The following is a 25050-nucleotide window of genomic DNA, read 5'->3' as shown; positions in this document are numbered from 1 at the left end:
AGCCCCAACAGGCTGGCTTTCTACAATTCGTTCATCATCAGCAGAACACTCAAGGAAGCGAACATGCCAGATACCCTGCAACAACGTTGCCAGCACATTGTGACAAGTCCGGTGTTAATCCCGGAACAAAAACGTCATTTTCTGGCGCTGGAAGCGGAAAACAACCTGCCTTATCCGGCACTTCCTGAAGCCGCCCGCGCCGCGCTGGACGAGGGATTTATCTGCGACATGTTCGAAGGCCATGCGCCTTACAAACCGCGCTACGTCCTGCCGGATTATGAAAAATTCCTGGCTAACGGTTCTGAATGGCTGGAGCTGGAAGGGGCAAAGGATCTGGATGATGCCCTCTCGCTATTAACCATTCTCTACCATCATGTTCCTTCAGTGACATCTATGCCGGTCTATCTGGGGCAGCTTGATGCGATACTGAATCCATATGTTAGAATTCTAACACAAGAAGAAATCGATAGCCGAATAAAACGTTTCTGGCGCTATCTCGACAGAACGCTCCCTGATGCGTTTATGCACGCAAACATCGGGCCCGCTGACGGCCCTATCATCCGCGCCATTCTACGTGCAGATGCAGAACTGAAGCAGGTTGCGCCGAACCTGACCTTTATTTACGATCCTGAAATCACCCCGGACGATTTGCTGCTTGAGGTGGCAAAAAACATTTGCGAATGCAGTAAACCGCATATTTCAAACGGCCCCGTGAATGATAAAATTTTCACAAAAGGCCGTTTTGGCGTGGTGAGCTGTTACAACTCCTTGCCGCTGGCTGGCGGTGGCAGCACCCTGGTGCGCCTTAACCTCAAAGCCATTGCGGAGCACAGCACCTCCGTTGACGACTTCTTCAACCGTACGCTTCCGCACTACTGTCAGCAGCAAATCGCCATCATTGATGCCCGCTGTGATTTTCTCTATCAACAATCAGGCTTCTTTGAGAATAGCTTCCTGGTAAAAGAGGGGCTGATTGATGCCGGGCGTTTTGTGCCGATGTTTGGCATGTACGGCCTGGCGGAAGCGGTAAACACGCTCTGTGAGAAGGACGGAATCAACGGTCGCTATGGCAAAGACGAGCAGGCTAACGCGCTGGGCTATCGCATCAGCGAACAGCTTGCGGCGTTTGTAGAAAACACGCCGGTGAAGCACGGCTGGAAACAGCGCGCCATGCTCCATGCGCAGTCGGGCATCAGCTCTGATTCCGGCGCCACGCCAGGCGCGCGTCTGCCTTATGGTGACGAACCGGATCCCATCAGCCATCTGCTGGCCGTTGCGCCACACCACAGATACTATCACTCCGGTATCAGCGATATTTTAACGCTCGATGAGACGGTAAAACGCAACCCACAGGCGATAGTGCAGCTTTGTCTGGGCGCGTTCAGGGCCGGTATGCGGGAGTTCACCGCCAACGTTGCGGGTAACGATCTGGTCCGCGTGACGGGCTACATGGTGCGCCTGTCAGACCTGGAAAAATTCCGCGAAGCCGGTTCGCGCACCAATACGACCTGGCTTGGCGAAGAAGCCGCTCGCAATACCCGCATCCTGGAACGTCAGCCGCGCGTGATAAGCCATGAACAACAGATGCGCTTTAGTTAGTCAGGTCACTCCTTTTTCCTGCGTGGACGGGCCGGGCAGTCGCCTGGCCCTGTTCCTGCAGGGCTGCAACCTGCGCTGTAAAACCTGCCACAACCCATGGACCATCGGGCGCTGCAACGACTGCGGCGACTGCGTGCCCCACTGCCCTCATGATGCACTCAACATTCAGGCCGGACGCGTATGGTGGCAGGAGAGTCATTGCCAGCAGTGTGATACCTGCCTTCATCTTTGCCCGCAGCAGTCCACGCCCATGGCGCACCGCCTGAGCGTGGAGGAGATCCTCACGCAGATCCGAAAAGCTGCTCCCTTTATTGAGGGCGTTACCGTGAGCGGCGGCGAGGCCACAACACAGCTGCCGTTTTTAATCGCCCTTTTTAGCGCAATCAAAACCGATCCTGAACTGCAGCATTTAACCTGCCTGGTGGACAGCAACGGGCTGCTAAGCGAAACCGGCTGGGAGAAACTGCTGCCGGTACTGGATGGGGCGATGCTGAATCTCAAGGCATGGGGAAACGCGCATCACCGTTTCCTGACCGGGCGCGAAAACCCGCTGATTAAACAGAGCATTCGCTGGCTTGCCGATCGCCACCGTTTGACGGAACTGCGCTTGCTGGTTATCCCGGAGCAGTGCGATTATCTGGAACATCTTAAGCCGCTGACCACGTTTATCCGCGGGCTTGGGAATGTTCCGGTGCGTATTAACGCGTTTCATGCGCATGGGGTTTACGGAGAGGCGGCGTCATGGCGCAGCGCCACGCCGGAGGACATTGAACCGCTGGCGCAGGCACTGGAAAAACAGAAGATAACGGTGATTCGTCCGGCACTTTACCTATAGCGTGATGCCAAATACCGCACGCGTATTTTCCAGTAACGCATCGGCAATCACCTCTTCAGGCTCCGTTCGCAGCTCACACAGGGTGGTAAACACGCGCGCAGCCTGCTCCGGACGATTCGGCTGGCCCTGAAAACCACTCAGCGGCATATCCGGGGCATCCGTTTCCAGTAGCAGCGCAGAGAGTGGCAACTGTGCCATCACATCGCGGGTTTTACTGGCACGCGGATAGGTAATGGTGCCCCCCACGCCAATTTTATAGCCCAGCTCGATAAAACGCTGCGCCTGCTGCAGGCTGCCGGAAAAACCGTGCACCACGCCCCTACGCGGTAGATCGATGCGTTTCAGGTGCATCGCCAGCTTATCGTGCGTGCGTCTTGAATGGAGGATCACCGGCAGGTCGTGACGCTTAGCCAGCCGAAGCTGCGCGTCGAGGATCGTCTGCTGGCGTTCAAACTGAGGATCCTCACGATAGAGATCGAGCCCGATCTCGCCGATAGCGACAAGTTTGTCTCCTGCGGTCTGCAGGGCTTCATCAAGTGCCTCAATATGCTCATCAAGGTGGCGCTCAATCACTATCGGATGCAGGCCGAGCGCAGCATAGAGAGCGGGGTAACGCGTGGAGAGCGTCAGCACACGCGAAAAATCAGCCGCTTCTACCGACGGTACAACGATCGCCTGAACGCCTGCCTCAGCGGCTTTCGCAATACTTTGCGCCTCATTTCCCGTAAACGGCGGAAAATCAAAGTGGCAGTGGGTATCAACAAAGCGGTGCGTCACGCCAGATCCTCGTTATCTAATAAAGCGTCATTCGCCTGTGGAATGTCCACCAGCGGCATCGTCAGGGCGTCGTTGGCGACAATTGCAGGGGGCGTAATGATGGGTTTGTGCCGATGCAGGGGCGGTTGCTCCGCCAGCATCTTACCGACCGTCGCCAGGAAGTAGCGTCCGCACAGCCGCCCCGTTTTGTAGTCCATGCGCAGCGCAGGGACGCGGCTGCCCAGCGCCATGCTGATCAATGGCTTAGGAGGATAGATTTCGAAAATTCGCAGCTTACCCGGCGGTTTTTCAATGAAACGCTGCATCGCGCCGTAGGTGGTTTCATGCTGCTTCGCGATGTTCACCAGCGGTTGCAGGCTGCTGTCACCCAACCAGCGCTCCATCCGCTTAAACCACTGCGGTGTATAGTACATTTGCGACGGCACGGTACGGATCACCACGATCGTTTTCGCACCGCGACGGGCGGCTTCCTGCACCGGTACCGCGTCACTGATCCCGCCGTCCAGATAGCTGATGCCGTCCAGCAGGGCGCCGGTACGATAAAAACCGGGAATGGCGCTGGAGGCGCGGATGATGTCCAGCCAGTTCTCCTTCTGCGGAGAGAAATAGCCCGGGGAATAGTCATCCCCCCGACTGGCGCACATCCAAAACTCTTTTCCGCTATCAAACAGACGGGCCGCCGTGTCCATTGCCAGCGGCATCTGGCTGGAGGTCGACTCCAGCAGCCAGTCGAGATCGATCAGGTTGCCGCCGCGCACAAAGCGCACCGGGTTAAAAAATTCTTTCGCCGTGGTGTAGCGCATAATCACTTTTCGCGCGTAGCCAGGCTGGTTGCAGACATAGGCAGAGAGATTCTGCGCCCCGGCAGACGTGCCAAAGTAGAGATCAAACGGGTTGAACTGCGCGCGCATAAACTCATCCAGCACGCCAGCGGTGAAAATGCCGCGCTGCCCACCGCCCTCACAGACCAGTGCGAGTTGACCCGCGCGAAACGGTTTTAACGTCAGCGGCGCAATATTGCCGAGCGTAACGGGAATTCGTTGCCCCACCTCTGCTTTCCTGTTTTGATTATTTTATAACACCACAGTAACGCACCCGACCTGTAACGCAAATAAGAAAAAGCCAGTCGCGGTGACTGGCTTTATTTTGTTGATGGAATATTGCGTTTGCTATGGACGTCGACGCCCTGTAAACAGGCTGACCAGGAACAGAATAATACCCACAACAAAGACAATTTTAGCTGCCCATGCCGCTGTACCTGCCAGTCCACCAAAGCCCAATGCGGCGGCAATTAACGCGATAACCAGAAATATAATGCCCCAACGAAACATAAGCTTCTCCTTTACCATAGTTAATGTCGGCCGCTAAACGTGAGCGCTCAGGTCACTCACCGGCGTTTTTCCAGAGTCGTTCTAATTTCGCCCGCAGGGTTGAGCCTGGCGGGCGACTGGTCCAGATTTACTTCGTTTTCAGATCGTTTTTAACGCTTTTCACACCATCAATCGCTTTCGCAATTGACTCGGCGCGTTCACTTTGCGCCTGGGAATCAACCGTACCGGAAAGCTGAACCACGCCATCGGTGGTTTCCACTTTCACCTTACGGGACGGTACGATGTCATCTGCTAACAGTTTAGCTTTGATTTCGCTGGTGGTTGCCGCATCCCCGGCATAACCTTTCACTGAAGCGTCTTTGCTGTCGCGAACGTGCAGTTTATCGCTCACGGAGGTGACACCCTCAACACCCTTCGCCACTTTGACAGCCTGTTCGGCCTGGGCCTGGCTTTCCACAAAGCCACTCAGCGTCACGACTTTCTTGTCGGTTTTAACGGAAATATCGGTGCTCTTGATCGCTTCGTCATCCACCAGTGCGGCTTTCACTTTTGCTGTGATAGAGCTGTCGTCCATGAAATTACCGACTTTATTCATAGAGCTATCGATTTTTTGCCCTGCGCTATCGGCCGTGGACTGTGCTTTATCCATGGTGCTGCTTTCCGCCAGAGCGGAACCGCTAACCAGAACGCTACCCAGTGTTACAGCCAGCAGAGTTTTAGAAATCTTCAGTCTTGTCATATTCATCGATGTATTCCTGTGTTGACCCGTTATTCGGGCTACATACTTCCTTAGTAGTTTTATATATTGCGAATAAACACACGGGCAAAATGGATAACCTAAAGCCATGCATTGAACAGTTAATTTATCCACGCCCGGTGCTAAACACTGAGTTAAATATAGATCACTCTCACAATGCCGCTTTCAGATTTGGGCAAAAAATAGGCAAAAGACGTGAAAACGCAGTGAATTAAGAACATTCCGCAAGGGACTAATAAGACAGGAAATAAAGAAGAGCACGGCGAGTGCCGTGCTCTGAGAGGGAATTAGTGTTCGCGCGTTTTGCGGAACTGAACGTCAGGATAACGCTCCTGCGTCAGGTTCAGGTTCACCATGGTTGGGGCAATATAGGTCAGGTTATCGCCGCCATCCAGCGCCAGTTGTACTTCGTTCTTACGCTTAAATTCTTCGAATTTCTTCACGTCAGAACACTCAACCCAGCGCGCCGTCGCCACGTTCACCGATTCGTAAATCGCTTCCACGTTGTATTCGCTTTTCAGACGCGCAACGACAACGTCGAACTGCAGTACGCCGACCGCACCGACGATCAGATCGTTGTTGGCGATAGGACGGAAGACCTGCACCGCCCCCTCTTCAGAGAGCTGAACCAGACCTTTCAGCAGCTGTTTCTGCTTCAGTGGATCGCGCAGGCGAATACGACGGAACAGCTCAGGGGCGAAGTTCGGGATACCCGTGAACTTCATCATTTCACCCTGAGTGAACGTATCGCCGATCTGGATCGTACCGTGGTTGTGCAGACCGATGATGTCACCCGGATACGCTTCTTCAACGTGCGAGCGGTCACCCGCCATAAAGGTCAGCGCGTCGGAGATCACCACATCTTTACCAATACGCACCTGGCGCAGCTTCATGCCCTTTTCATACTTACCGGACACGACGCGCATAAAGGCGACGCGGTCACGGTGTTTCGGGTCCATGTTGGCCTGAATCTTGAATACGAAGCCGGTGAATTTCTCTTCTTTCGCTTCCACTTCACGGGTGTCGGTTTTGCGTGGCATCGGCTGTGGCGCCCACTCCACCAGACCGTCGAGCATATGGTCTACGCCAAAGTTACCGAGCGCGGTACCAAAGAACACCGGGGTAATTTCACCGCTCAGGAACAGTTCTTTGTCGAACTCATGCGAGGCACCTTTCACCAGCTCCAGCTCATCGCGCAGCTGCGCGGCAAGCTCTTCACCGACCGCGGCGTCCAGATCCGGGTTGTCCAGACCTTTCACAATGCGCACTTCCTGAATGGTGTGGCCTTTACCGGTTTGATACAGGTAAGTTTCGTCTTTATAGAGGTGATACACCCCTTTAAACAGCTTACCGCAGCCAATAGGCCAGGTGATTGGCGCACAGGCGATCTTCAGCTCGTTTTCCACTTCATCCATTAACTCCATCGGGTCACGGATGTCACGGTCGAGTTTGTTCATAAAGGTGAGGATCGGCGTATCGCGCAGACGGGTAACTTCCATCAGCTTACGGGTACGATCTTCTACCCCTTTCGCGGCGTCGATCACCATCAGGCAGCAGTCCACTGCCGTCAGTGTACGGTAGGTATCTTCGGAGAAGTCTTCGTGGCCCGGGGTGTCCAGCAGGTTCACCAGGCAGTCGTGATACGGGAACTGCATCACGGAGGTGGTAATCGAAATACCACGCTGCTTTTCCATCTCCATCCAGTCTGATTTCGCATGCTGGCTGGAGCCACGGCCTTTAACGGTACCCGCAGTCTGGATCGCCTGTCCGAACAGCAACACCTTCTCGGTGATGGTCGTTTTACCGGCATCCGGGTGCGAGATAATGGCAAAAGTACGGCGCTTGGCCACCTCTTGCAGATAAGGAGACAACGTCATAATTAAATCTTCTTTTATAAGCGCGGCAGCACGCCACGCGTCATGGAATACAAAATTGCGGCTATTTTACCCATCAATGGGGGGCAGGCAATCATTGTTTACACAGGAGTTGCTCCAGTTCGTTCAACGACGTGACGGTCCAGGTCGGCTCAATGCCTTCAGGCTTCACGCGGCCATGCGCATTCAGCCAGACAGTCGACAGACCGGAGTTCATACCCCCCAGAATATCAGACTCTGCGGTATCCCCTACCATCAGCACGCGGTCGCGGTCAGGATTTCCGGCTTGCGCCAGGGCATAATCAAAAATTCGCGGATCCGGCTTCGGCACACCCACCTCTTCGGAGATCACCAGCGCGTCAAAATGATCGCGCAGGCCGGTGCGTTCAAGGCGGATCTGCTGCAGCGCGGTAAAGCCGTTGGTGATGATCCCAAGCTTCGCTTTACCTTTGAGAGAATCCAGCAGGGAAACCGCGCCCGGCAGTGGGGAGCAAATCTCTGCCATCGCATTGAGAAAAGCTTCGTTCAGCGAGCCCGGACTGACGTTTAAGCGTTCCGCCCACGCGTCAAAACGCTGGTGCTGGAGTTGTAACGCGGTGATGGCGCCGTTCTGATAATCCACCCACAGCGGCTTGTTCACCGCCTGATAGTCCTGAAAATCTTCAGCGGTGAAGGTCACGCTATAGTCGAGAAACATCCGCTGTAGGCCGCCGAACGCGTCAAAGGTAAACAGCGTTTCGTCGGCATCAAAGAAAATCCAGTCCCATTTCATCGTTACAACCTTATCTTTGTTATCCAATTGGCAGAGCCATAATAATGGCGTCTTCACGTCCCTCTGCGGTGGGGTAGTAGTTACGGCGGATTGTCGCCTCGTTAAAGCCTAAGCTTTCATAGAGCGCGATGGCGGCGACATTCGACGCGCGCACCTCCAGCCAGAGGGTAAAAACGTCACGGGTTTCGAGCTCACGAATGAGATGCTCAAGCAGTTCTCTTCCCAGTCCCCGGCGCTGAAACGCAGGGTCAACCGCGATGTTAAACAGCGTCGCCTCATCAAGGACGACCTGCGTTATGGCAAACGCCGCCATAGTGCCGTCAACGTCCAGCCGGTAGTTGAGGTACCGATCGCCCTGGTTGCTGGCGAACGTTTTTTCGCTCCACGGAAACGCGTGGGCGCGTGTTTCAATCGCGAACGCGGTGGTCAGGTCAGGCGTCGTGAGGGAAGAAATCGTGTTCATATTCGCAGATTTGTTGCCATAGCGCGCTGCGCGCTTTTGGGTTGGCTTTCAGTTCGTCCAGCGCTGGCGAGCAGATCTGACTCCCCTGAAGAGAGATGTCGGTCGTCTCTCCGATGCGCCAGCTGTTACACCGACTCTCAGGAGGAAGCATTGCCACCCGTTCCGGCGTCAGCTGTAAAACCTGGTCGGAAGTCAGCTTCAGGCTGCGAAGGACATCACCAATCAGGGGTTCATTCAGGGCAGGCAGTTCTTCCGCCACCATCACCAGCCTGACGTGCGCCGGGATGGAGATAGCGATTTCGCCCTGCAACGCCGTCGGGCGACGCAAGGCCCACTGGGTGATGCCCAGCTGCTGCAACTGCCAGTCTCGTCGGGATGTCATAGCGAAAACTCCTGTCTCTCAGGCGCGCAAATATAGCAAATGTGTCGAAAGTGCGCCATCTACCTACTATAATCCCCGCCTGAGTTTATTGAGGAACAATTCATGTCTGCATTTACCCCGGCAAGTGAAGTCTTGCTGCGTCACAGTGATGATTTCGAAGAAAGCCGTATTCTGTTTGCCGGAGATATGCAGGATGACCTGCCTGCGCGTTTCGACTGTGCTGAAAGCCGTGCCCATACCCAATACTATCACCACTGGCAGGTGCTGAGCCGTCAGATGGGCGAGCGCGCGCGCTTTAGCCTGGTGGCGGAGCAGCGCGATATTGCTGACTGCGATACGCTGATCTACTACTGGCCGAAGAACAAGCCGGAAGCCCAGTTTCAGCTGATGAACCTGCTCTCCCTGCTGCCGGTGGGTTGCGACATTTTCGTTGTCGGTGAGAACCGCAGCGGCGTGCGCAGTGCTGAACAGATGCTGGAAGGCTATGCGCCACTGAATAAAGTCGACAGCGCGCGTCGCTGCGGTCTGTACCATGGTCGTCTGGAAAAACAGACAGAATTCGATGCTAACACCTACTGGGACGAGTATCAGCTTGACGGCCTGACCATCAAAACTCTGCCGGGCGTGTTCAGCCGTGATGCGCTGGATACCGGCAGCAAGCTGCTGCTTTCTACCCTGACACCACACACCAAAGGCAAAGTGCTGGACGTGGGCTGCGGCGCGGGCGTGCTTTCAACGGTGCTTGCCAGCCATTCGCCTAAAGTCCGTTTAACCCTGTGTGATGTGAGCGCCCCGGCGGTAGAAGCCAGCCGTGCAACGCTTGCGGCAAACGGCATTGAAGGCGATGTTATTGCCAGCAACGTCTTCTCTGACGTGACCGGCCGCTTTGACATGATCATCTCTAACCCGCCGTTCCACGACGGTATGGAGACCAGCCTCGAAGCGGCGCAAGCGCTGATTCGTGGTGCGACCCGTCACCTCAACAGTGGCGGTGAACTGCGTATCGTCGCGAACGCCTTCCTGGCGTATCCGAAAGTGCTGGATGAAACCTTTGGCTTCCACGAAGTGATCGCCCAGACCGGCCGCTTTAAGGTGTATCGCACCGTGATGACGCGTCAGGCCAAAAAGTAATCTCCCGTTCTGTTTGCCAGATAAGCGCACGCGCTATCCGGCAAACAGGCACCTCGCTCCCGACCATTTTTGCAGCGATCAATAAATCGTGCGCACTTTTCTGTTGACGTAAAGCTGAAAACATCTAGAATGCGCCTCCGTGGTTACGATACTTTTACAGTATCGATGGTATGCGAAGGTGGCGGAATTGGTAGACGCGCTAGCTTCAGGTGTTAGTGTCCTTACGGATGTGGGGGTTCGAGTCCCCCCCCTCGCACCATAAATCACGTTGATATTGCTCGCACTGGGCGAAGGTGGCGGAATTGGTAGACGCGCTAGCTTCAGGTGTTAGTGTCCTTAGGATGTGGGGGTTCGAGTCCCCCCCCTCGCACCATAAATCACGTTGATATTGCTCGCACTGGGCGAAGGTGGCGGAATTGGTAGACGCGCTAGCTTCAGGTGTTAGTGTCCTTAGGATGTGGGGGTTCGAGTCCCCCCCCTCGCACCAACGAGGCGATATCAAACCAGTAAGATAACTGTGCGAAGGTGGCGGAATTGGTAGACGCGCTAGCTTCAGGTGTTAGTGTCCTTACGGATGTGGGGGTTCGAGTCCCCCCCCTCGCACCAATTATCTTGCATCCCTTCTGTTGTACCTCTTATTTTTCCCTGTTATTTCAAACTCATCAGTATTACCAGAATTCCACCGATCAGTGCCATACCGGATGTCAGTAAAACAAAGTGACGTAGTTGCTTATGCCAGATCATGCATGAAGTCACCAGCAATCCCGACACAAGAATGGTCTTCCAGACATCAATGGAGAGATCGGCGAACATCAAACCGCCAAGCACGACGCCCGGCAGCAGTACCCCCCATGCACTTCCCAGCACCCTGTTCAACATGCATCGCCCTTTCATAACGATAATGATAAACAATATCATATGATAAAGATTATCATTTGTCCGCGCAGACAATCAAAAAAGTTCGACCTTTACCGCTATGTAGAATGACAGGAATAGCCTAAGGTGATAAATTGCTCACCTGTTAACTACACATAAAGTTTTTCTTATAATTACTCTTTGAGTTTTTTGCATATTTTATTGCGAAACAACGCCTATTTATCTGTTTTAATTAAATTTTAATAAAAACGCACGACTATGACATCACAATCCTGGCGGTCTTTGGTTCAACGAAAATATCAATTATCGTTACGTTTATTTTTATTTCTGAATGCAACCTCAGCGGTGTTCTCGGTAACAAATCCGCTCTATTCCGTGCGCGTGTTTTCCGCCCCGCTGATTGCTATTTTTTCCATCAGCACCGGCCTGTTCGTCTGGCACTGGAAAAAGTGTGCGCGAAAGATAAATATTCCTTTTGTTTCAGGGATCTTCGGTATTTTGTGGGCATGGCAAATTGATTCGAAATTTTCGCTAATTACCCATAACCAGGCGACGTATTTGTTAATCGCCCTATTAACGGTGCTTTTTATCGGAACGCTGGCATTCGCCAGTAATATCAAAGCATTTACTCTGCATTCACTCCCCGCGTTTATTGTCTGTCTGTGGTTAAGCGATCCAGAGATGTGGCTGAGAATGACCTATTCTTTCGCACTTCCTGTGGTGGCCATCGCTATTCATAACATTTTGCAAAGACGCAACGATCGCTTTGCGCAGGAACTGCTTTCCCGGCTGCTGGAAGAACGGGAGACCCTTACCGATCTCAGTATGATGGATCCGCTTACCGGCCTCTATAATCGGCGCGGCCTGCAGAGCCGCCTGGAGAACCTGCCAGCGGTGGAAAACGGTGAACACTTTGTTCTGCTGATGGATATCGACCACTTCAAAGCCTATAACGACCACTACGGCCATATGATGGGTGACCAGGCTCTGAAACGTGTTTCTGCAGCAATCCGCGACGCCGTGCGTTCGCGTGACATTGTGGCGCGTTTCGGCGGGGAAGAGTTTATGGTGCTGCTGACGAATATTTCACTTGAACACGCCCGTCATACGGCAGAGCGGATCCGGCAGAAAGTCTACGATTTGAAAATCCCGCATCTCTTCAACGAAAGCGTCGCCACCAATGTCACCATCAGCATCGGTATTGCCATTTTTGAAAATGAAGATGTCGAAGGCGCGCTGGAGAGAGCAGACAGAGCGCTCTATGAAGCAAAGCATCTGGGACGTAACAACATTCTTCTGAGCGAAGAGCTGCAAACCGCGTAGACGGGTCGGCGTTGAATCAGGACAAAAGTCTTGCCATTGGTATAAGCAATAGTTAGGATTGGCAATCATTATCATTTAGATTCCTATCTCAACTATGGCTACGCATACCGCACACATTGTTGAACCCCTTCTCTGGCGAGCGCCCCTCACCAACGGGAATGCGTCGCTTGCGGATGCCATACGGGATAAGATTGCGGAAACACGCGCTCACCTGCTGGACTTTATCCGGCTTGATGAAGCGCCCCCGCACCACGCCATGACCCTCGCGGAGTGGCGACAACCCTCTACGCTGCAGTCGCTGCTTGCCACCTATTCCGACCATATCTATCGCAATCAGCCAGCCCTGACGCGAGAAAATAAGCCTTTGCTTTCCCTGTGGGCACAATGGTATATCGGGCTGATGGTGCCTCCGCTCATGCTGGCGGTATTAACCCAGAAAAGTATGCTGGCGCTCTCCCCGGAACATTTTCATGTCGAGTTCCACGAAACCGGTCGAGCGGCCTGTTTCTGGATCGATCTGCACGAAGACCTGAACGCGGCGCCACTCTCTGCCCAGGAACGTCTGGAGCAACTTGTCATTCAGGCCTTGATTCCGGTGGTGGATGCGCTTGAAGCGACGGGGGAGATCAACGGAAAGCTTATCTGGAGTAATACCGGATATTTAATCCACTGGTATTTAACGGAAATGAAACCGCTGCTTGGTGATGAGAACGTTGATGCACTGCGTCAGTCCTGTTTCTTTGCAAAACAGCTTTCAGACGGCCGCGATAACCCGCTCTTTCGTACCGTTGTACTCCGTGACGGACTCCTGGTGCGCCGCACCTGCTGCCAGCGCTATCGCCTGCCGGACGTTAAGCAGTGCGGGGATTGTACGCTGAAGTAATTGGGTGCGGCCTGATGCCCTCACCCTGCCCCTCTCCCACGGGGAGAGGGAACAAACATTAAAAACGGCAACCTGAAAGTTGCCGTTTTGCTTTTACCTAGGCCACCTGCTGATTATCCTCTTCCGCATTACGCTGCGCTTCTTCAGCTTCCTGCTCCAGCAGTTGTTTCTCGTAAACTTTAAAGAACGGGTAGTAGATGATGGCCGATACGCAGGCCAGAACGACAACCAGAATAGCTGCACGGAAATCCCAGCCCAGGGCCCATGCTGCGCCTATCGGCGCCGGTGCTGTCCAGGGTACGACGGAAATGACGCGGCCAATCAAATCAAAGGTCATCGCGGCCCAGGCCAGGACGGCGTTAACCATGGGGGCCAGCAGGAACGGTATAAAGAACACCGGATTCATCACAATCGGCGTGCCGAAGATAACGGGTTCGTTGATGTTAAAGAAGCTGGGCACCACGCTCAAACGCCCGATAGAACGTAAATGCGCCGAGCGGCTACGCAGATAGCAAATCACCAGCCCCATCGTCGCACCCGACCCACCGATCACGATGAAGAACGTCCAGAAGGCTTCCATAAAAATATGTGGCAAAGGCTGACCGGCGGCCAGTGCGGTCTGGTTGGCCCCAAGGTTTGTCAGCCAGAACATCTGCAGCATCCCGGAGACAATGGCCGCGCCGTGGATCCCGGCGAACCACAGCAAATGCCCAATCAGTACCGCCAGCAGAATCGCAGGCAGTGAGTCTGCCGCGGAAACCAGGGGTTTAAAGATCGACATAATCGCCTGCGGGATCAGCATGTCAAACTGAGACTGAATCACCAGGCTCAGCGGATAGAGCGTTAACACCACCACCAGCACCGGGATCAGCAGGTCAAAGGAGTTTTTGATCATCGGCGGTACCTGGTCTGGCAGGCGAATACCGATGTTATGCGCCTTGAGGAAACGCATCATCTCAACGCAGTAAATCGCGACCAGAATGGCGGTGAAAATACCGGTTCCACCGAGGCTATCGACAGGAAGTGTGCCTTTGGTTTTCGGTGCCGCGACCAGCAAAAATGCCATGAGCGAGAGCATGGCACACATAAACGGATCGAGCTGGTGCGTTTTGACATAGTGTTTGCCCAGGTTATAGGCAATGGCCGCACAGATATAAATGGACATAATCCCCATCGTCATATCAAACGGCGTGAGGATCTGGCCTTCAAATTGTTTCGCCATATCCAGCCAGGCGCGTGCGAAACCCCAGGTGGTATCAGGCGAAAATGGCGGGTAAGCGAACACTAATAAAAATGAACCCACAATCATAAACGGCATCGCGGAGATGAAGCCATCACGGATAGCCATCACATGACGTTGAGAAGAGATGCGCCCGGCAATCGGGCTAACGTAATTTTCAACGAAACGGAATATCAGATTAAACGCAGCATGGTTGGCAGACATGGCAGCTCTCCTGTCAGACGTTTATAACGGACGCGCTCGCGCCGCACGTTGTTCCATAACTCAGCTTCACAACCTTGCTGGCTTGTGTACCCGCGGTACTGCTCAGACGAAATGGTTTCATAATTGGCTCTTATTATTGGATACAGGGGACGTTACATACTCAGTATTAATCTACGCATCACGCTCTGCAACCGGTTACTGTAACCGGTTTCTGTGATTGTGAAGGGGATCCAGAAATCAGCCATCCGGGATATTTGTTACTTAAGAGATATTTACAGAGCATAAATTCTTATGACAGATTACGCAGGTTATTTGTCAGGAGGAAATAATGAGTTTGCAGTCCGTACAGCAGTTTTTTGCCGACAACGCGCCGGAGATAGAAGTTATAGAACTTAGCCAGAGTACGGCTACCGTTGCGCTGGCTGCTGCCGCCCATCGTGTGGAACCGGGACAAATCGCCAAAACCTTATCTTTGAAGATTAAAAATGAGGTGATACTGGTCGTTGCGAAGGGTGATGCGCGTCTGGATAACAAAAAACTGAAAGACACCTTTGGCGCAAAAGCGCGCATGCGCAGCAGTGATGAAGTGGTCACCGTTACGGGCCATCCCGTTGGCGGCGTCTGCCCGTTCGGGCTGGAAAACCCGCTCGCGGTTTACTGTGATATCTCTCTAAAACAGTACGCGGAAGTGCTTCCTGCCGCTGGTGCAATCCATAGTGCTGTGCGTATTTCTCCGGACAGAATGGCAGAGCTGACATCCGCAAAGTGGGTCGATGTGTGCATCTGATTGATGCGCCAGAAGATCTCTGGCGCAAAAGGCAGGTTACAAAAATGTCGGTTTGTTTAACCCCACACTACGCGTTTCTCTTACCGGCAAATGCGTAAGAATATCCGCGGCATCGAGCAACCCAACGTCAGAATTCACCCCCAGCTTCACCATCGCATTAAACTTATGTGCGCGGATAGTCTTGATATTGCGCTTAAGCTGCGCCGCGATTTCTGGGATGGAATAGCCGCACGACATATAACGCAATATTGCCCTCTCCGTCGGGCTTAACATCCGGTTCTGGCTGCAGTACCAATGATTAAGCATATTGTCATTTATGCGCAGCGTTTCGCTCAACAGCACCATGAATTCTTTCCGCAGGTGTTCAAGCGTCACTGATTTACTGACCACACCGTGAAGGCGAGAAGGGGAAAGATGGCTAATCAGCCGCGCCTCCATCTCATCAGATACCAGTATAATGCGTTGAATATGGCTATGCGTAAACGCGAGATCCCTCAGGTGCGCCAGGCAGTTGCGACGTGCTTCTCGCGCATCGGAAAGGGAATAGATCAGCGAGAAAAAATTAACGTGATAAAGCGCCTTCTTAAAGCCATCGAAATCATTGAACAGGTGCAGCTGATATTGACTGAGTTCGGACTGCGCAAAAAGATGCTGCAGCCCAATGGCACTCATCGTGCAATTTTCGATGATGGCGATATGTCGTGTTGAATCGGTTTTTTCCATTCCTCGAACTCTCCATAGGCTGACATGAGATTCAGCTCTCTCATTCCCTGTGTACTGTTGATCCAGGCGTACATATCGGCATTACTCCGTAATGACAGCCTTCGCATCGCACTGTTTTTCTGCGCACTGATCGTTTTATTGCTCTTCTTAAGGAAGGTGCGAATAAGTCACCAAACGCAAAAAAACGCCTATGTAAGTGATTGAATTTAATTGACTAAAAGTTTCATTTTCGTTGCGGAGGGTACTTATTCGCACCCTCCCTAACCCATTTTGCATTACGGGTATCCGGCTAATGACAACGCCATGCTTACCGTGCAATGACAACATAGACCCTCCGTGTCCATTTTCATTTGATAAGTAACGTTAAAACGCATCAAGTTATACGTATTTTCGTCCCTGAGTGTAAAACTGATTAATACAAGCAGAAGATGAGAAATGTTTTAAGTTTAAGAAATGCCTAAAACTGCACTAATATCTCACAAAGCGACAATAAATTTAATTCGACAATCATTAAAATATCGACAATATAAAATTAGAATAACTAAATACAAATATTCTATATTTCCAAACCAATAATTCACCGAATTGATAAATTGATCCCAACGTCTTTCGTCAGCCAGGCTGCAACTGTTTGCATAAACCTTGATCTGACCCACAGCAACTGCCACTGCATTTTGTGCTAAAAGTAGGCACTCTGGGCCACGCGGCTACTCTTCACCTTCTCTTCAGGACACGACATGCAGGCAGAACGGTCAACGCAGCGTGCTATCACGCGGCTCTGTATTCAGTGCGGTCTTTTTCTGCTCCAGCACGGCGCGGAAAGCGCGCTGGTTGAGGAACTTTCAACCCGGCTGGGGCTGGCGCTGGGGATGGACAGCGTGGAAAGCGCCATCTCTTCCAACGCCATTGTGCTGACCACGATCAAGGATGGTCAGTGCCTGACCTCCACCCGTAAAAACCAGGACCGTGGCATTAACATGCACGTTGTGACCGAAGTGCAGCATATCGTCATCCTTGCGGAGCATAAGCTTCTCGATCTCAAAGAGATTGAAAAACGGTTCAACCAAATCAAACCGTTACGTTATCCGCGCTGGCTTGTCGTGCTGATGGTCGGGCTCTCATGCGCCTGTTTCTGTAAGCTCAATAAAGGCGGCTGGGATGGCGCACTGGTCACCTTTTTCGCCAGCAGTATCGCCATGTATGTACGCCAGTTGCTGACCCATCGGCAGTTGCACCCGCAAATTAACTTCTGCATTACCGCGTTTGTCGCCACTACCGTTTCAGGCCTGCTGCTGCGCCTGCCGCAGTTCGCCAACACCCCGACGATTGCCATGGCGGCCAGCGTGCTTTTGCTGGTGCCGGGCTTTCCGTTAATCAACGCCGTTGCCGATATGTTTAAAGGGCACATTAATACCGGTCTGGCACGCTGGGCTATCGCCAGCCTGCTGACGCTGGCAACCTGTATCGGCGTGGTCATGGCTATGACTCTCTGGGGGTTACGCGGATGGGCGTGATAGATTTTCTGCTGTCACTGGCACAGGATATGATCCTGGCCGCCATTCCTGCCGTCGGCTTTGCGATGGTCTTTAACGTTCCGCAACGTGCTCTGCCGTGGTGTGCGCTCTTAGGAGCGATTGGTCACGGCTCGCGAATGGCCATGATGGCGGCGGGTTTTAATATCGAATGGTCGACATTTATGGCCTCTATGCTGGTCGGTAGCATCGGCATTCAATGGTCGCGCTGGTATCTGGCGCATCCTAAAGTCTTCACCGTCGCCGCCGTGATCCCAATGTTTCCTGGCATATCGGCGTATACGGCAATGATTTCGGCGGTGAAAATCAGCCATTTTGGCTACACCGAGCCGCAGATGATCCTTCTTCTGAGCAACTTTCTTAAAGCGTCGTCCATTGTCGGTGCGCTCTCTATCGGGCTGTCGATCCCCGGATTGTGGCTGTACCGCAAACGCCCGCGCGTTTGATATTTGTGTTATTTCGCTGCCGTGGAGATAATCTTTCTGGTCCGTTTGGTGAAAATAAGGAAAGGATGTGGCTAACCCTGGCAGCGAACACCCCGAGCACAACGAAGAGTCCAGCCTGAAAGAGAAAATTTTTCAGAGCGCTATTGCGCTGTTTGCCGAATACGGACTGAACGGCGCCCGCATGGAGCAGATCGCGGAGAAAGCGGGCACCACCAAACGCATGGTGGTTTACCATTTTAAGAATAAAGAAAATCTTTATCTGCTGGTGCTGGAACATGTTTACACCGAAATTCGCGCCAGCGAAAAAGCGCTTAGCCTGGCGGATATGCCCCCCGTCGAAGCGCTGGTCCACCTGGTTGAAACCACCTTTGACTATCATGCTGACCATCCGGATTACATCCGTATCATCTGCATGGAAAACATGCAGCGTGGCCGCTTTATGCAGCAGTCGAATTATCTGCGCCAGGTTAACCGCAGCGCGCTCGACCTGCTGGAAGAGATCCTGCGTCGCGGCAAAGAGAAACTGCTGTTCAGCCAGACGGTTGACGCCCGCGATCTCCACCGCCTGATAAGCAGCTTCAGCTTTCACTACGTCGCCAACAGCTACACCTTCACCCTGCTGTTTGAAGAGGGTGCCGACGAGCGGGCTCAGCGCCAGCACTACCGTAAAATGGCCGTTCAGGTGGCGCTGCGATATACCTGCCCATAAAATTGCTTGCAATTAAATCGCACACTATCTATATTCACCTCATGAACGCGAAAACGAACGACACGACCGCTGCGCTCCTGCTGGATAACCAGCTCTGCTTTGCCCTCTATTCGGCAAATCTGGCGCTTAACAAGCTGTACCGGCAGTTGCTGGCACCGCTAAACCTGACTTACCCGCAATATCTGGTGATGCTGGTGCTGTGGGAGCAGGATGACGTGACGGTATCAGACATCGGTGAACGGCTGTTCCTTGATTCCGCAACGCTGACGCCGCTGCTGAAGCGTCTGGAAAGCGCCGGTCTCATCAACCGTCACCGCTCGCGTAAAGACGAACGTCAGGTCGCTGTCACCCTGACTGATGCAGGACGTCATCTACAGCAGCAGGCCGCAGGGATCCCTCATGCGGTGGGATGCGCGGCACAGTGTGATACCGAGACCATGCTGTCGCTCAAGCAGCAGCTGGAAGTTTTGCGCCAACAGATTCAACGCGCGTGACGCTATACTTTACGCGTATTTATTTACCCATGTATATCGCACGCTATTTAATAGTACACATAAAAGTAAGATGAGGAACCTGCCATGTCTTTAGAAAAAGTTGTTTATACCGCCAAAGCAAAAGCCACCGGGGGCCGTGACGGCCGTGCGACCTCTTCCGATGGCGTTCTGGATGTCAAACTGGGCGTGCCAAAAGAGATGGGCGGCATGGGGGGTGAAGTGACTAACCCTGAGCAGCTGTTTGCTGCTGGCTACTCCGCCTGCTTCCTGGGCGCAATGAAGTTTGTCGCGGCTCGCGACAAATTTGCCCTGCCTAAAGAAGCCTTTATTGAAGGCGAAGTGGGTATTGGTCCGTTGCCAACCGGTTTTGGTATCGAAGCAAAACTGAACATCCACGTTGAAGGGATGGATCCGGCGGAAGCCAAAAAACTGGTCGATGCGGCGCACATTGTTTGCCCTTACTCTAACGCGACCCGCGGCAACATCGATGTGACCCTGAATATCATCGCGTGATAAATGCCTGATGGCGCTGTGCTTATCAGGTCTATGACTGTAGCCCCGGTACGCGCAGCGCCACCGGGGAAATCCCCTCCTTCCCTTCCCCCTCTCTGTGCTACCATAAGCCCTTATCACGCCCGTCGTTATCAGTAGAGTAAGCGTTATGTCCTCCAGAATTCTGACCACCAGCATTGCTGGCATTGATGCCTTTATGCGCGACCCACGCGGTGTGTTGACTCACGCCGAAGGCGGCACGGTTGCGGTTTTTGCCGACAACGCGCCGGCGTTTTACGCAATCACGCCGGAACGTCTGGCACAGCTTCTGGAGACTGAAGCGCAATTGTCCCGCCCGGCGAGCGATGTCACGCTGGATAGCCAGTTATTTGGTGAACCGGTTAACGCCCCGGTGACCGTTCCGATGGGCAAATTTGCCCTGTATGCGGGCTGGCAGCCCGACGCCGATTTTCAACGGCAGGCCGCGCTGTGGGGCATTGCGTTAACCCAACCGGCCACCGCGGAAGAGCTCGCCGCCTTTACGGCCTGGTGGCAGGCAGAGGGTAAAGTTTTCACCCATATTCAGTGGCAGCAAAAGCTCGCGCGTCATCTGCAGATTACCCGCGCCAGCAATAACGGCCAGCCAAAACGCGATATCAACGCGTTTTCAGAACCGGATAAACAGATCCCCAGTGGATTCCGAGGTGCGAAATGAAGAACGTCGGTGACCTGATGAAACGTCTGCAAAAAATGATGCCAGCCAACGTGAAGCCCGCTTTCACGACGGGGGAAGAACTGCTGGCGTGGCAAAAAGAGCAAGGAAAAATCCGTGCCGCCGCGCTCGCCCGCGAAAACCGGGCGATGAAAATGCAGCGCACGTTTAACCGCTCCGGTATTCGCCCTCTGCATCAGAACTGCTCGTTTGATAACTATAAAGTTGAAACCAGCGGGCAGATGAACGCGCTCGCCGCCGCACGTCAGTACGTGGATGAATTTGACGGTAATATCGCCAGCTTCATTTTTAGCGGTAAACCGGGCACCGGGAAGAACCATCTTGCCGCGGCCATCTGTAACGAACTGCTTCTGCGCGGTAAATCGGTGCTCATTATCACCGTGGCCGATATCATGTCCGCCATGAAAGACACCTTCAGCAACCGCGAAACCAGCGAAGAACAGCTGCTTAACGATCTGAGTAATGTCGATTTACTGGTCATCGACGAGATTGGCGTTCAGACGGAATCCCGTTATGAAAAGGTCATCATCAATCAGATTGTCGATCGCCGTTCTTCCTCCAAACGCCCCACCGGCATGCTCACAAACCACAACATCGACGAGATGACCCGCTTACTGGGCGAACGCGTCATGGACCGTATGAAGCTGGGTAACAGTCTGTATGTCATCTTCGACTGGGACAGTTACCGCAGCCGCGTTACCGGCAAAGAGTATTAAGACAGTTCCAGGAATCGCCAGCGGGACACAGGTATATACTGGAACCCCTTCCGGCCCAAAACGGACCTTTTTGAGAAAGCCATTATGAAAAAACAGATCCTTATCAGCACCTTTTTAGGCGCGCTGCTGGTTACCAGCGCAGCGCAAGCGGCGTCCTGGCAGGAGTCCCTCTCAAGCGCGGCAAACGAGCTGACCAAAGAGAGCAGCAGCACTCAGGGTGGGCTCTCCGCCTCTTCCCTCACCAGCCTGCTAAGCAACAGCTCCCAAAGCCTGAGCGCGGGCACGATGAACAACGCGGCGGGGATTCTGGAATATTGCGCGAAGCAAAAACTGGCCTCGGTGACCGACGCGCAAAACGTGAAAAACCAGGTGCTGGGTAAACTGGGTCTCGATACTCAGGAGCAAAAAGCGGATACCAGCTATATGGATGGCATTCAGGGTCTGCTTAACGCACAAAACGGTCAGCAACTTAACCTGAGCACCCTCGGCAACTCTTCTCTGGCGAAACAGGTGAAAACCAAAGCCTGCGATCTGGTGTTGAAACAAGGCGTTAATTTCATCTCCTGATTTCCCCCATTTTCTGCCACAACACGCCGCGTTTAATGCGATAGTCTTGCATCGCGGCGTGAAACGAGCGTTTTTCCAACCTGCCACCGTCTCAGCGTCCGTTTGTCAGGATGCGACCTTCTTCATAAAAACGATTTTCTAAACCAAATCCTAACAACAGCACACTTTCGTGACACTAAAATTGCAGCTAAACGACATCGCCATTACATTGTATAACCCAAAAAATAAACAGTTAGCCAGCGAAGCACCTGGCGTCATGAGGATATGCTGTTGTCAGAATTCATGTCTCTTGTCCTTTTTCTGGCTTCTGTGGGCGTTTATGCCTGGAAAGCCGGCCGTAACACCTGGTGGTTTATCGCTACACTGGTCGTACTCGGTTTTTTTATTATTTTAAACATTACCTTATACGCCAGCGATTACTTCACCGGTGACGGGATCAACGATGCGGTACTTTATACCCTGACGAACAGCCTGACGGGCGCGGGAGTGGGCAAGTACATTCTTCCGGGGCTGGGCCTGGTTGTGGCGCTGGTAACCATATTTGGCGCACTCGCCTGGGTGCTGCGCCGCCGGCGCCATCTTCCTCATCATCATGGTTACAGCCTGCTGGCGCTTTTCCTGGCGTTAGCCTCCGTCGACGCCAGCCCGGCGTTTCATCAGATCACCGAACTGGTGAAATCTCAGTCGCGTGACGGCGATCCAGACTTTGTGGCGTACTACAAAGAGCCATCGAAAACGATCGCCAACCCGAAACTCAACCTGGTCTATATCTACGGTGAAAGCCTGGAGCGCACCTACTTCGACAACACTGCGTTCCCGAACCTGACCCCGGACCTGGGGGCGCTGAAAGATGAAGGTCTCGATTTCAGCCACACCATGCAGTTACCCGGCACGGATTACACTATCGCCGGGATGGTGGCTTCCCAGTGCGGTATCCCGCTGTTCGCACCTTTTGAAGGTAACGCTTCAGCCTCGATGTCGACGTTCTTCCCGCAGAATATTTGCCTGGGCGATATACTGAAAAATTCCGGTTACGAAAACTACTTCGTGCAGGGTGCAAACCTGCGCTTTGCCGGAAAAGATGTGTTCCTGAAATCCCACGGTTTTGATCACCTGTACGGCTCAGAAGAGTTAAAGACGACGGTTGCCGACCCGACCTACCGCAACGACTGGGGTTTCTATGACGATACGGTACTGGACGAAACCTGGAAGAAATTCGAGGCGCTTTCCCGCGCCGGGAAGCGTTTTTCCCTCTTCGCGCTGACGGTAGATACGCACCATCCGGATGGTTTCGTCTCGCGCACCTGTAAACGCAAACGCTATGACGTGGACGGCAAAAGCAACGCCTCCTTCAGCGCCGTGACCTGTAGCCAGGAGCATATCGCCGCGCTGGTCGAGAAAATCAAAGCCTCGCCGTATTTTAAAAACACCGTCATCGTCGTCTCGTCTGACCATCTGGCGATGAAAAACAGCGCCTGGGATCAGCTCAACAAGCAGGATCGCAGCAACCTGTTCTTCGTTCTGCGCGGCGACCAGCCGCAACAAGAGGTGATCGCCACCAAACGCAACTCCATGGATAACGGCGCAACCGTGCTGGACATTCTGGGTGGCGACAACTTTATTGGCCTGGGTCGCAGCACGCTGTCCGGGCAATCCCTGTCGGAAGTGTTCCTCAACATGAAGGAGAAAATCCTCGCCTGGAAGCCCGACATCATCCGGCTGTGGAACTTCCCGAAAGAGATGAAAGACTTCACCATCGATCGGGAGAAAAATACGATTGCCTTCTCTGGCAGTAACTTCCGTCTGCCGCTGCTGGTACGGGTGTCGGACAGTCGCGTTGAACCGCTACCGGAAAGTGAATATTCCGCACCGCTGCGTTTCCAGCTGGCCGATTTCGCCCCACGCGATAACTTTGTCTGGATCGACAGGTGTTACAAAATGGGTCAGCTCTGGTCACAGCCGCTGGCGCTGTCGACCGACTGGTGCGTCTCTCAGGGGCAGCTTGGCGGGGAGCAAACCGTGCAGCATGTGGACAAAGCCCAGTGGAAAGGCAAAACCGCCTTTAAAGATACGGTGATTGATACCACACGCTATCAGAACAACATCGACATGCTGAAAATCGTCGACAACGACATTCGCTATAAAGCAGACAGCTTCATCTTCAACGTGGCCGGCGCGCCTGAAGAAGTGAAGCAGTTTAGCGGCATCTCTCGTCCGGAGTCGTGGGGACGCTGGTCAAACGCGCAGTTGGGTAACGAAGTGAAAATTGAGTACACCCATCCCCTGCCGGAGCAATTTGACCTGGTGATCACAGCCAGAGCGTATGGACCTAACGCGAATAAGCCAGTGCCGGTGCGCGTGGGCGATGAGGAGCAGACGCTGACGCTTGGGAATGATGTCAGCACGCACACTCTGCATTTTGCCAACCCATCGCGCAGCAATACCCTGGTGATTGTGCCGCCAGACCCGCAGTCCACCAATGAAGGAAATATTCTTGGCCACTCACCGCGCGAGCTCGGGATTGGCATGGTCGAAATCAAAATTGTCAGCAGACAAGGTTAATGCCTGAGCACCCGGCGTCCCTGCCGGGTGCTTATAAAAATAAATAAACCTATAAATTGATTATAAATCAGATAAAAACACCATATATAAGTCATTTTTATTTATAAATATCCCGCAAAAACACCATTCTATAAAATGTGTAGCTCCTAAAGTAACGACGGAGAGTGACACACTTTTATCATGCTAACCGGCTATAAGTTCGAATCCATCCGGGCACTGCGCAGTGAACATGTGATTGCCTGGGAGGTATTGTCCACGGCAAAACCCCACGTCAATCTCGAAGACTATTTTGACGCCATGCCTTCGACGCAGCGTAAACAACTTTTCTTTGCGCAGCTTCGCCATGCCATGTTTTGCGAAGAGGGCGACAAATATTATCTCAACGCGACATCGGATTTGCTGCTGGAAACGGACTTCCTCGACAGGCTAAAAGAAGCAACACCCTGTCCGGAGAGGCTTGCTATCGAAGTGACCGATCTCCATACGATGGTACAACTCGATGATACGCAAAGCCGGGCCCTGCGGAACTGCATTGCGAAACTTCATCTTTGGGGAATTGAAGTGTGGGCTGATGATGTCTGTGAAGCCATTCTTCCCGAACTGCTTGCCAGCCAGATCCGCTTCTGTGGCGTCAAAATTGACAAACATACTTTCTGGAGCGGGCGCACAGAGCAGGCGAAGTTTCTGCATCTCACCCGTCAATGTAAGCGTGTCGCCAGTAAAGTCCTTATTGAAGGCATCGAAACGGCGGGCGATTTCGCACTGGCCCGGGCTGTCCGAGGACAATAAAGTTGTACACAAAGCACTAAAGTTGTAACCATTCTCAAAAAACGACGCTAATG

The 25050-nt window shown here is 53.1% G+C and carries 27 protein-coding genes, 4 tRNA genes and 1 pseudogene; 20 read left to right on the top strand and 12 right to left on the bottom strand.

The features are described 5' to 3' along the window. The first annotated feature begins 63 nt into the window (after nucleotides 1–63). Nucleotides 64–1599, top strand: a complete 1536-nt coding sequence (locus tag ACOTXR_RS17005) for a YjjI family glycine radical enzyme (RefSeq protein WP_058690254.1) — start codon at nucleotides 64–66, stop codon at nucleotides 1597–1599. Continuing rightward, complete coding sequence (locus ACOTXR_RS17000; protein WP_421767060.1) at nucleotides 1574–2434, top strand: YjjW family glycine radical enzyme activase; 861 nt, start codon at nucleotides 1574–1576, stop codon at nucleotides 2432–2434. Before ACOTXR_RS17005 ends, ACOTXR_RS17000 begins: the two co-directional genes overlap by 26 nt. Here ACOTXR_RS17000 and ACOTXR_RS16995 read toward each other — a convergent pair. The 8 genes from ACOTXR_RS16995 to ACOTXR_RS16960 form a co-directional block, all read right to left on the bottom strand. Further along, nucleotides 2429–3211 carry a TatD family hydrolase gene (locus tag ACOTXR_RS16995; RefSeq protein WP_058690255.1) on the bottom strand — a complete coding sequence of 261 codons (783 nt, stop codon included), beginning with the start codon at nucleotides 3209–3211 and terminating at the stop codon, nucleotides 2429–2431. The two genes, ACOTXR_RS17000 and ACOTXR_RS16995, sit on opposite strands and share 6 nt — an antisense overlap. Then, nucleotides 3208–4260: a patatin-like phospholipase family protein gene (locus ACOTXR_RS16990; RefSeq protein ID WP_045134351.1), complete on the bottom strand. Its 1053-nt coding sequence runs from the start codon at nucleotides 4258–4260 to the stop codon at nucleotides 3208–3210. The genes ACOTXR_RS16995 and ACOTXR_RS16990 overlap by 4 nt, the downstream gene beginning before the upstream one ends. Nucleotides 4261–4380: 120 nt before the next feature. Further along, nucleotides 4381–4542: a DUF1328 domain-containing protein gene (locus ACOTXR_RS16985; RefSeq protein WP_003856556.1), complete on the bottom strand. Its 162-nt coding sequence runs from the start codon at nucleotides 4540–4542 to the stop codon at nucleotides 4381–4383. Nucleotides 4543–4669: 127 nt separating this feature from the next. Next, the gene (gene osmY, locus ACOTXR_RS16980) at nucleotides 4670–5287 is read right to left on the bottom strand and encodes a molecular chaperone OsmY (RefSeq protein WP_023332031.1); all 618 of its coding nucleotides are present in this window, start codon (nucleotides 5285–5287) and stop codon (nucleotides 4670–4672) included. 299 nt (nucleotides 5288–5586) lie between these two features. After that, a complete protein-coding gene (prfC, locus tag ACOTXR_RS16975) occupies nucleotides 5587–7176 on the bottom strand; it encodes a peptide chain release factor 3 (protein WP_008502076.1) in 1590 nt (529 codons plus the stop codon). Nucleotides 7177–7267: 91 nt separating this feature from the next. Next, nucleotides 7268–7945: a pyrimidine 5'-nucleotidase gene (gene yjjG / locus ACOTXR_RS16970; protein ID WP_014882448.1), complete on the bottom strand. Its 678-nt coding sequence runs from the start codon at nucleotides 7943–7945 to the stop codon at nucleotides 7268–7270. 19 nt (nucleotides 7946–7964) lie between these two features. Next, a complete protein-coding gene (gene rimI / locus ACOTXR_RS16965) occupies nucleotides 7965–8408 on the bottom strand; it encodes a ribosomal protein S18-alanine N-acetyltransferase (RefSeq protein WP_014882447.1) in 444 nt (147 codons plus the stop codon). Next, entirely contained in the window at nucleotides 8377–8790 is a 414-nt protein-coding gene (locus tag ACOTXR_RS16960; RefSeq protein WP_014882446.1) for a DNA polymerase III subunit psi, read from the bottom strand. Before ACOTXR_RS16960 ends, rimI begins: the two co-directional genes overlap by 32 nt. Nucleotides 8791–8892: 102 nt before the next feature. Between ACOTXR_RS16960 and rsmC the strand changes: the two genes are divergently transcribed. From rsmC to ACOTXR_RS16935, 5 genes are all read left to right on the top strand, one after another. After that, complete coding sequence (gene rsmC / locus ACOTXR_RS16955; RefSeq protein WP_014882445.1) at nucleotides 8893–9921, top strand: 16S rRNA (guanine(1207)-N(2))-methyltransferase RsmC; 1029 nt, start codon at nucleotides 8893–8895, stop codon at nucleotides 9919–9921. 172 nt (nucleotides 9922–10093) lie between these two features. Then, nucleotides 10094–10180, top strand: a tRNA-Leu gene (locus tag ACOTXR_RS16950). Nucleotides 10181–10208: 28 nt separating this feature from the next. After that, nucleotides 10209–10294, top strand: a tRNA-Leu gene (locus tag ACOTXR_RS16945). Between the two features lie 28 nt (nucleotides 10295–10322). Then, nucleotides 10323–10408: transfer RNA gene (locus tag ACOTXR_RS16940), tRNA-Leu, on the top strand. Between the two features lie 32 nt (nucleotides 10409–10440). Continuing rightward, nucleotides 10441–10527: transfer RNA gene (locus tag ACOTXR_RS16935), tRNA-Leu, on the top strand. 42 nt (nucleotides 10528–10569) lie between these two features. Here ACOTXR_RS16935 and ACOTXR_RS16930 read toward each other — a convergent pair. Next, nucleotides 10570–10839 carry a DUF1435 domain-containing protein gene (locus ACOTXR_RS16930; protein WP_072205330.1) on the bottom strand — a complete coding sequence of 90 codons (270 nt, stop codon included), beginning with the start codon at nucleotides 10837–10839 and terminating at the stop codon, nucleotides 10570–10572. A gap of 216 nt (nucleotides 10840–11055) precedes the next feature. Between ACOTXR_RS16930 and ACOTXR_RS16925 the strand changes: the two genes are divergently transcribed. Together ACOTXR_RS16925 and fhuF are read left to right on the top strand one after the other, a co-directional pair. Then, nucleotides 11056–12120, top strand: coding sequence for a GGDEF domain-containing protein (locus ACOTXR_RS16925; RefSeq protein ID WP_014882443.1), 1065 nt, complete (start codon nucleotides 11056–11058; stop codon nucleotides 12118–12120). A gap of 94 nt (nucleotides 12121–12214) precedes the next feature. Then, the gene (fhuF, locus tag ACOTXR_RS16920; protein ID WP_023336732.1) at nucleotides 12215–13003 is read left to right on the top strand and encodes a siderophore-iron reductase FhuF; all 789 of its coding nucleotides are present in this window, start codon (nucleotides 12215–12217) and stop codon (nucleotides 13001–13003) included. A gap of 97 nt (nucleotides 13004–13100) precedes the next feature. Here fhuF and ACOTXR_RS16915 read toward each other — a convergent pair whose 3' ends face one another. Further along, nucleotides 13101–14447: a PTS sugar transporter subunit IIC gene (locus ACOTXR_RS16915; protein ID WP_014882441.1), complete on the bottom strand. Its 1347-nt coding sequence runs from the start codon at nucleotides 14445–14447 to the stop codon at nucleotides 13101–13103. Nucleotides 14448–14775: 328 nt separating this feature from the next. Here ACOTXR_RS16915 and ACOTXR_RS16910 point away from each other — a divergent pair, with 328 nt between their 5' ends. Next, nucleotides 14776–15234 carry a YbaK/EbsC family protein gene (locus tag ACOTXR_RS16910; RefSeq protein WP_200923813.1) on the top strand — a complete coding sequence of 153 codons (459 nt, stop codon included), beginning with the start codon at nucleotides 14776–14778 and terminating at the stop codon, nucleotides 15232–15234. 36 nt (nucleotides 15235–15270) lie between these two features. Here the strand turns inward: ACOTXR_RS16910 and bglJ are convergent, their stop codons facing one another. Then, nucleotides 15271–15906: a DNA-binding transcriptional activator BglJ gene (gene bglJ, locus ACOTXR_RS16905; protein WP_014882439.1), complete on the bottom strand. Its 636-nt coding sequence runs from the start codon at nucleotides 15904–15906 to the stop codon at nucleotides 15271–15273. Beyond that, nucleotides 15903–16121: pseudogene (locus tag ACOTXR_RS16900) on the bottom strand (DNA-binding response regulator); the annotation flags it as partial. The gene bglJ and the pseudogene ACOTXR_RS16900, both read right to left, overlap by 4 nt. 573 nt (nucleotides 16122–16694) lie before the next feature. Here ACOTXR_RS16900 and ACOTXR_RS16895 point away from each other — a divergent pair. From ACOTXR_RS16895 to ACOTXR_RS16850, 10 genes are all read left to right on the top strand, one after another. Then, a complete protein-coding gene (locus ACOTXR_RS16895; RefSeq protein ID WP_023331964.1) occupies nucleotides 16695–17471 on the top strand; it encodes a threonine/serine ThrE exporter family protein in 777 nt (258 codons plus the stop codon). Further along, the gene (locus ACOTXR_RS16890) at nucleotides 17462–17935 is read left to right on the top strand and encodes a threonine/serine exporter (RefSeq protein ID WP_032637561.1); all 474 of its coding nucleotides are present in this window, start codon (nucleotides 17462–17464) and stop codon (nucleotides 17933–17935) included. Before ACOTXR_RS16895 ends, ACOTXR_RS16890 begins: the two co-directional genes overlap by 10 nt. Before the next feature lie 67 nt (nucleotides 17936–18002). Next, nucleotides 18003–18644, top strand: coding sequence for a TetR family transcriptional regulator (locus ACOTXR_RS16885; RefSeq protein WP_023331963.1), 642 nt, complete (start codon nucleotides 18003–18005; stop codon nucleotides 18642–18644). Nucleotides 18645–18685: 41 nt separating this feature from the next. Next, nucleotides 18686–19138: a MarR family winged helix-turn-helix transcriptional regulator gene (locus tag ACOTXR_RS16880; RefSeq protein WP_014882434.1), complete on the top strand. Its 453-nt coding sequence runs from the start codon at nucleotides 18686–18688 to the stop codon at nucleotides 19136–19138. 84 nt (nucleotides 19139–19222) lie between these two features. Then, nucleotides 19223–19651: an organic hydroperoxide resistance protein gene (locus ACOTXR_RS16875; protein WP_010427173.1), complete on the top strand. Its 429-nt coding sequence runs from the start codon at nucleotides 19223–19225 to the stop codon at nucleotides 19649–19651. Nucleotides 19652–19799: 148 nt separating this feature from the next. Continuing rightward, a complete protein-coding gene (gene dnaT / locus ACOTXR_RS16870; protein ID WP_058690534.1) occupies nucleotides 19800–20345 on the top strand; it encodes a primosomal protein DnaT in 546 nt (181 codons plus the stop codon). Further along, entirely contained in the window at nucleotides 20342–21079 is a 738-nt protein-coding gene (gene dnaC, locus ACOTXR_RS16865) for a DNA replication protein DnaC (RefSeq protein WP_014882432.1), read from the top strand. The genes dnaT and dnaC overlap by 4 nt, the downstream gene beginning before the upstream one ends. Before the next feature lie 84 nt (nucleotides 21080–21163). Continuing rightward, on the top strand, nucleotides 21164–21646 hold the full coding sequence (locus ACOTXR_RS16860; protein WP_058690533.1) for a DUF2501 domain-containing protein: 483 nt from the start codon (nucleotides 21164–21166) through the stop codon (nucleotides 21644–21646). Between the two features lie 270 nt (nucleotides 21647–21916). Next, nucleotides 21917–24208 carry a phosphatidylglycerol--membrane-oligosaccharide glycerophosphotransferase gene (gene opgB, locus ACOTXR_RS16855; RefSeq protein ID WP_058690536.1) on the top strand — a complete coding sequence of 764 codons (2292 nt, stop codon included), beginning with the start codon at nucleotides 21917–21919 and terminating at the stop codon, nucleotides 24206–24208. Between the two features lie 180 nt (nucleotides 24209–24388). Next, complete coding sequence (locus ACOTXR_RS16850) at nucleotides 24389–24997, top strand: EAL domain-containing protein (protein ID WP_421767059.1); 609 nt, start codon at nucleotides 24389–24391, stop codon at nucleotides 24995–24997. Nucleotides 24998–25050: the final 53 nt, after the last annotated feature.

The sequence above is a fragment of the Enterobacter cloacae complex sp. IR53030 genome (assembly GCF_049238365.1).
In the GTDB taxonomy this organism is placed as follows: Bacteria; Pseudomonadota; Gammaproteobacteria; order Enterobacterales; family Enterobacteriaceae; genus Enterobacter; species Enterobacter kobei.
The sequence above is the reverse complement of the archived record's forward strand: the minus strand, read 5'-3'. Positions and strand labels throughout refer to the sequence as shown.

Coding starts and splice junctions, on each gene's coding strand:
- ACOTXR_RS17005 (WP_058690254.1), top strand. CDS start 64: ATGCCAGATACCCTGCAACAACGTTGCCAGCACATTGTGACAAGTCCG.
- ACOTXR_RS17000 (WP_421767060.1), top strand. CDS start 1,574: ATGAACAACAGATGCGCTTTAGTTAGTCAGGTCACTCCTTTTTCCTGC.
- ACOTXR_RS16985 (WP_003856556.1), bottom strand. CDS start 4,542: ATGTTTCGTTGGGGCATTATATTTCTGGTTATCGCGTTAATTGCCGCC.
- osmY (WP_023332031.1), bottom strand. CDS start 5,287: ATGAATATGACAAGACTGAAGATTTCTAAAACTCTGCTGGCTGTAACA.
- prfC (WP_008502076.1), bottom strand. CDS start 7,176: ATGACGTTGTCTCCTTATCTGCAAGAGGTGGCCAAGCGCCGTACTTTT.
- yjjG (WP_014882448.1), bottom strand. CDS start 7,945: ATGAAATGGGACTGGATTTTCTTTGATGCCGACGAAACGCTGTTTACC.
- rimI (WP_014882447.1), bottom strand. CDS start 8,408: ATGAACACGATTTCTTCCCTCACGACGCCTGACCTGACCACCGCGTTC.
- ACOTXR_RS16960 (WP_014882446.1), bottom strand. CDS start 8,790: ATGACATCCCGACGAGACTGGCAGTTGCAGCAGCTGGGCATCACCCAG.
- rsmC (WP_014882445.1), top strand. CDS start 8,893: ATGTCTGCATTTACCCCGGCAAGTGAAGTCTTGCTGCGTCACAGTGAT.
- ACOTXR_RS16930 (WP_072205330.1), bottom strand. CDS start 10,839: ATGATATTGTTTATCATTATCGTTATGAAAGGGCGATGCATGTTGAAC.
- ACOTXR_RS16925 (WP_014882443.1), top strand. CDS start 11,056: ATGACATCACAATCCTGGCGGTCTTTGGTTCAACGAAAATATCAATTA.
- fhuF (WP_023336732.1), top strand. CDS start 12,215: ATGGCTACGCATACCGCACACATTGTTGAACCCCTTCTCTGGCGAGCG.
- ACOTXR_RS16915 (WP_014882441.1), bottom strand. CDS start 14,447: ATGTCTGCCAACCATGCTGCGTTTAATCTGATATTCCGTTTCGTTGAA.
- ACOTXR_RS16910 (WP_200923813.1), top strand. CDS start 14,776: ATGAGTTTGCAGTCCGTACAGCAGTTTTTTGCCGACAACGCGCCGGAG.
- bglJ (WP_014882439.1), bottom strand. CDS start 15,906: ATGAGTGCCATTGGGCTGCAGCATCTTTTTGCGCAGTCCGAACTCAGT.
- ACOTXR_RS16895 (WP_023331964.1), top strand. CDS start 16,695: ATGCAGGCAGAACGGTCAACGCAGCGTGCTATCACGCGGCTCTGTATT.
- ACOTXR_RS16890 (WP_032637561.1), top strand. CDS start 17,462: ATGGGCGTGATAGATTTTCTGCTGTCACTGGCACAGGATATGATCCTG.
- ACOTXR_RS16880 (WP_014882434.1), top strand. CDS start 18,686: ATGAACGCGAAAACGAACGACACGACCGCTGCGCTCCTGCTGGATAAC.
- ACOTXR_RS16875 (WP_010427173.1), top strand. CDS start 19,223: ATGTCTTTAGAAAAAGTTGTTTATACCGCCAAAGCAAAAGCCACCGGG.
- dnaT (WP_058690534.1), top strand. CDS start 19,800: ATGTCCTCCAGAATTCTGACCACCAGCATTGCTGGCATTGATGCCTTT.
- dnaC (WP_014882432.1), top strand. CDS start 20,342: ATGAAGAACGTCGGTGACCTGATGAAACGTCTGCAAAAAATGATGCCA.
- ACOTXR_RS16860 (WP_058690533.1), top strand. CDS start 21,164: ATGAAAAAACAGATCCTTATCAGCACCTTTTTAGGCGCGCTGCTGGTT.
- ACOTXR_RS16850 (WP_421767059.1), top strand. CDS start 24,389: ATGCTAACCGGCTATAAGTTCGAATCCATCCGGGCACTGCGCAGTGAA.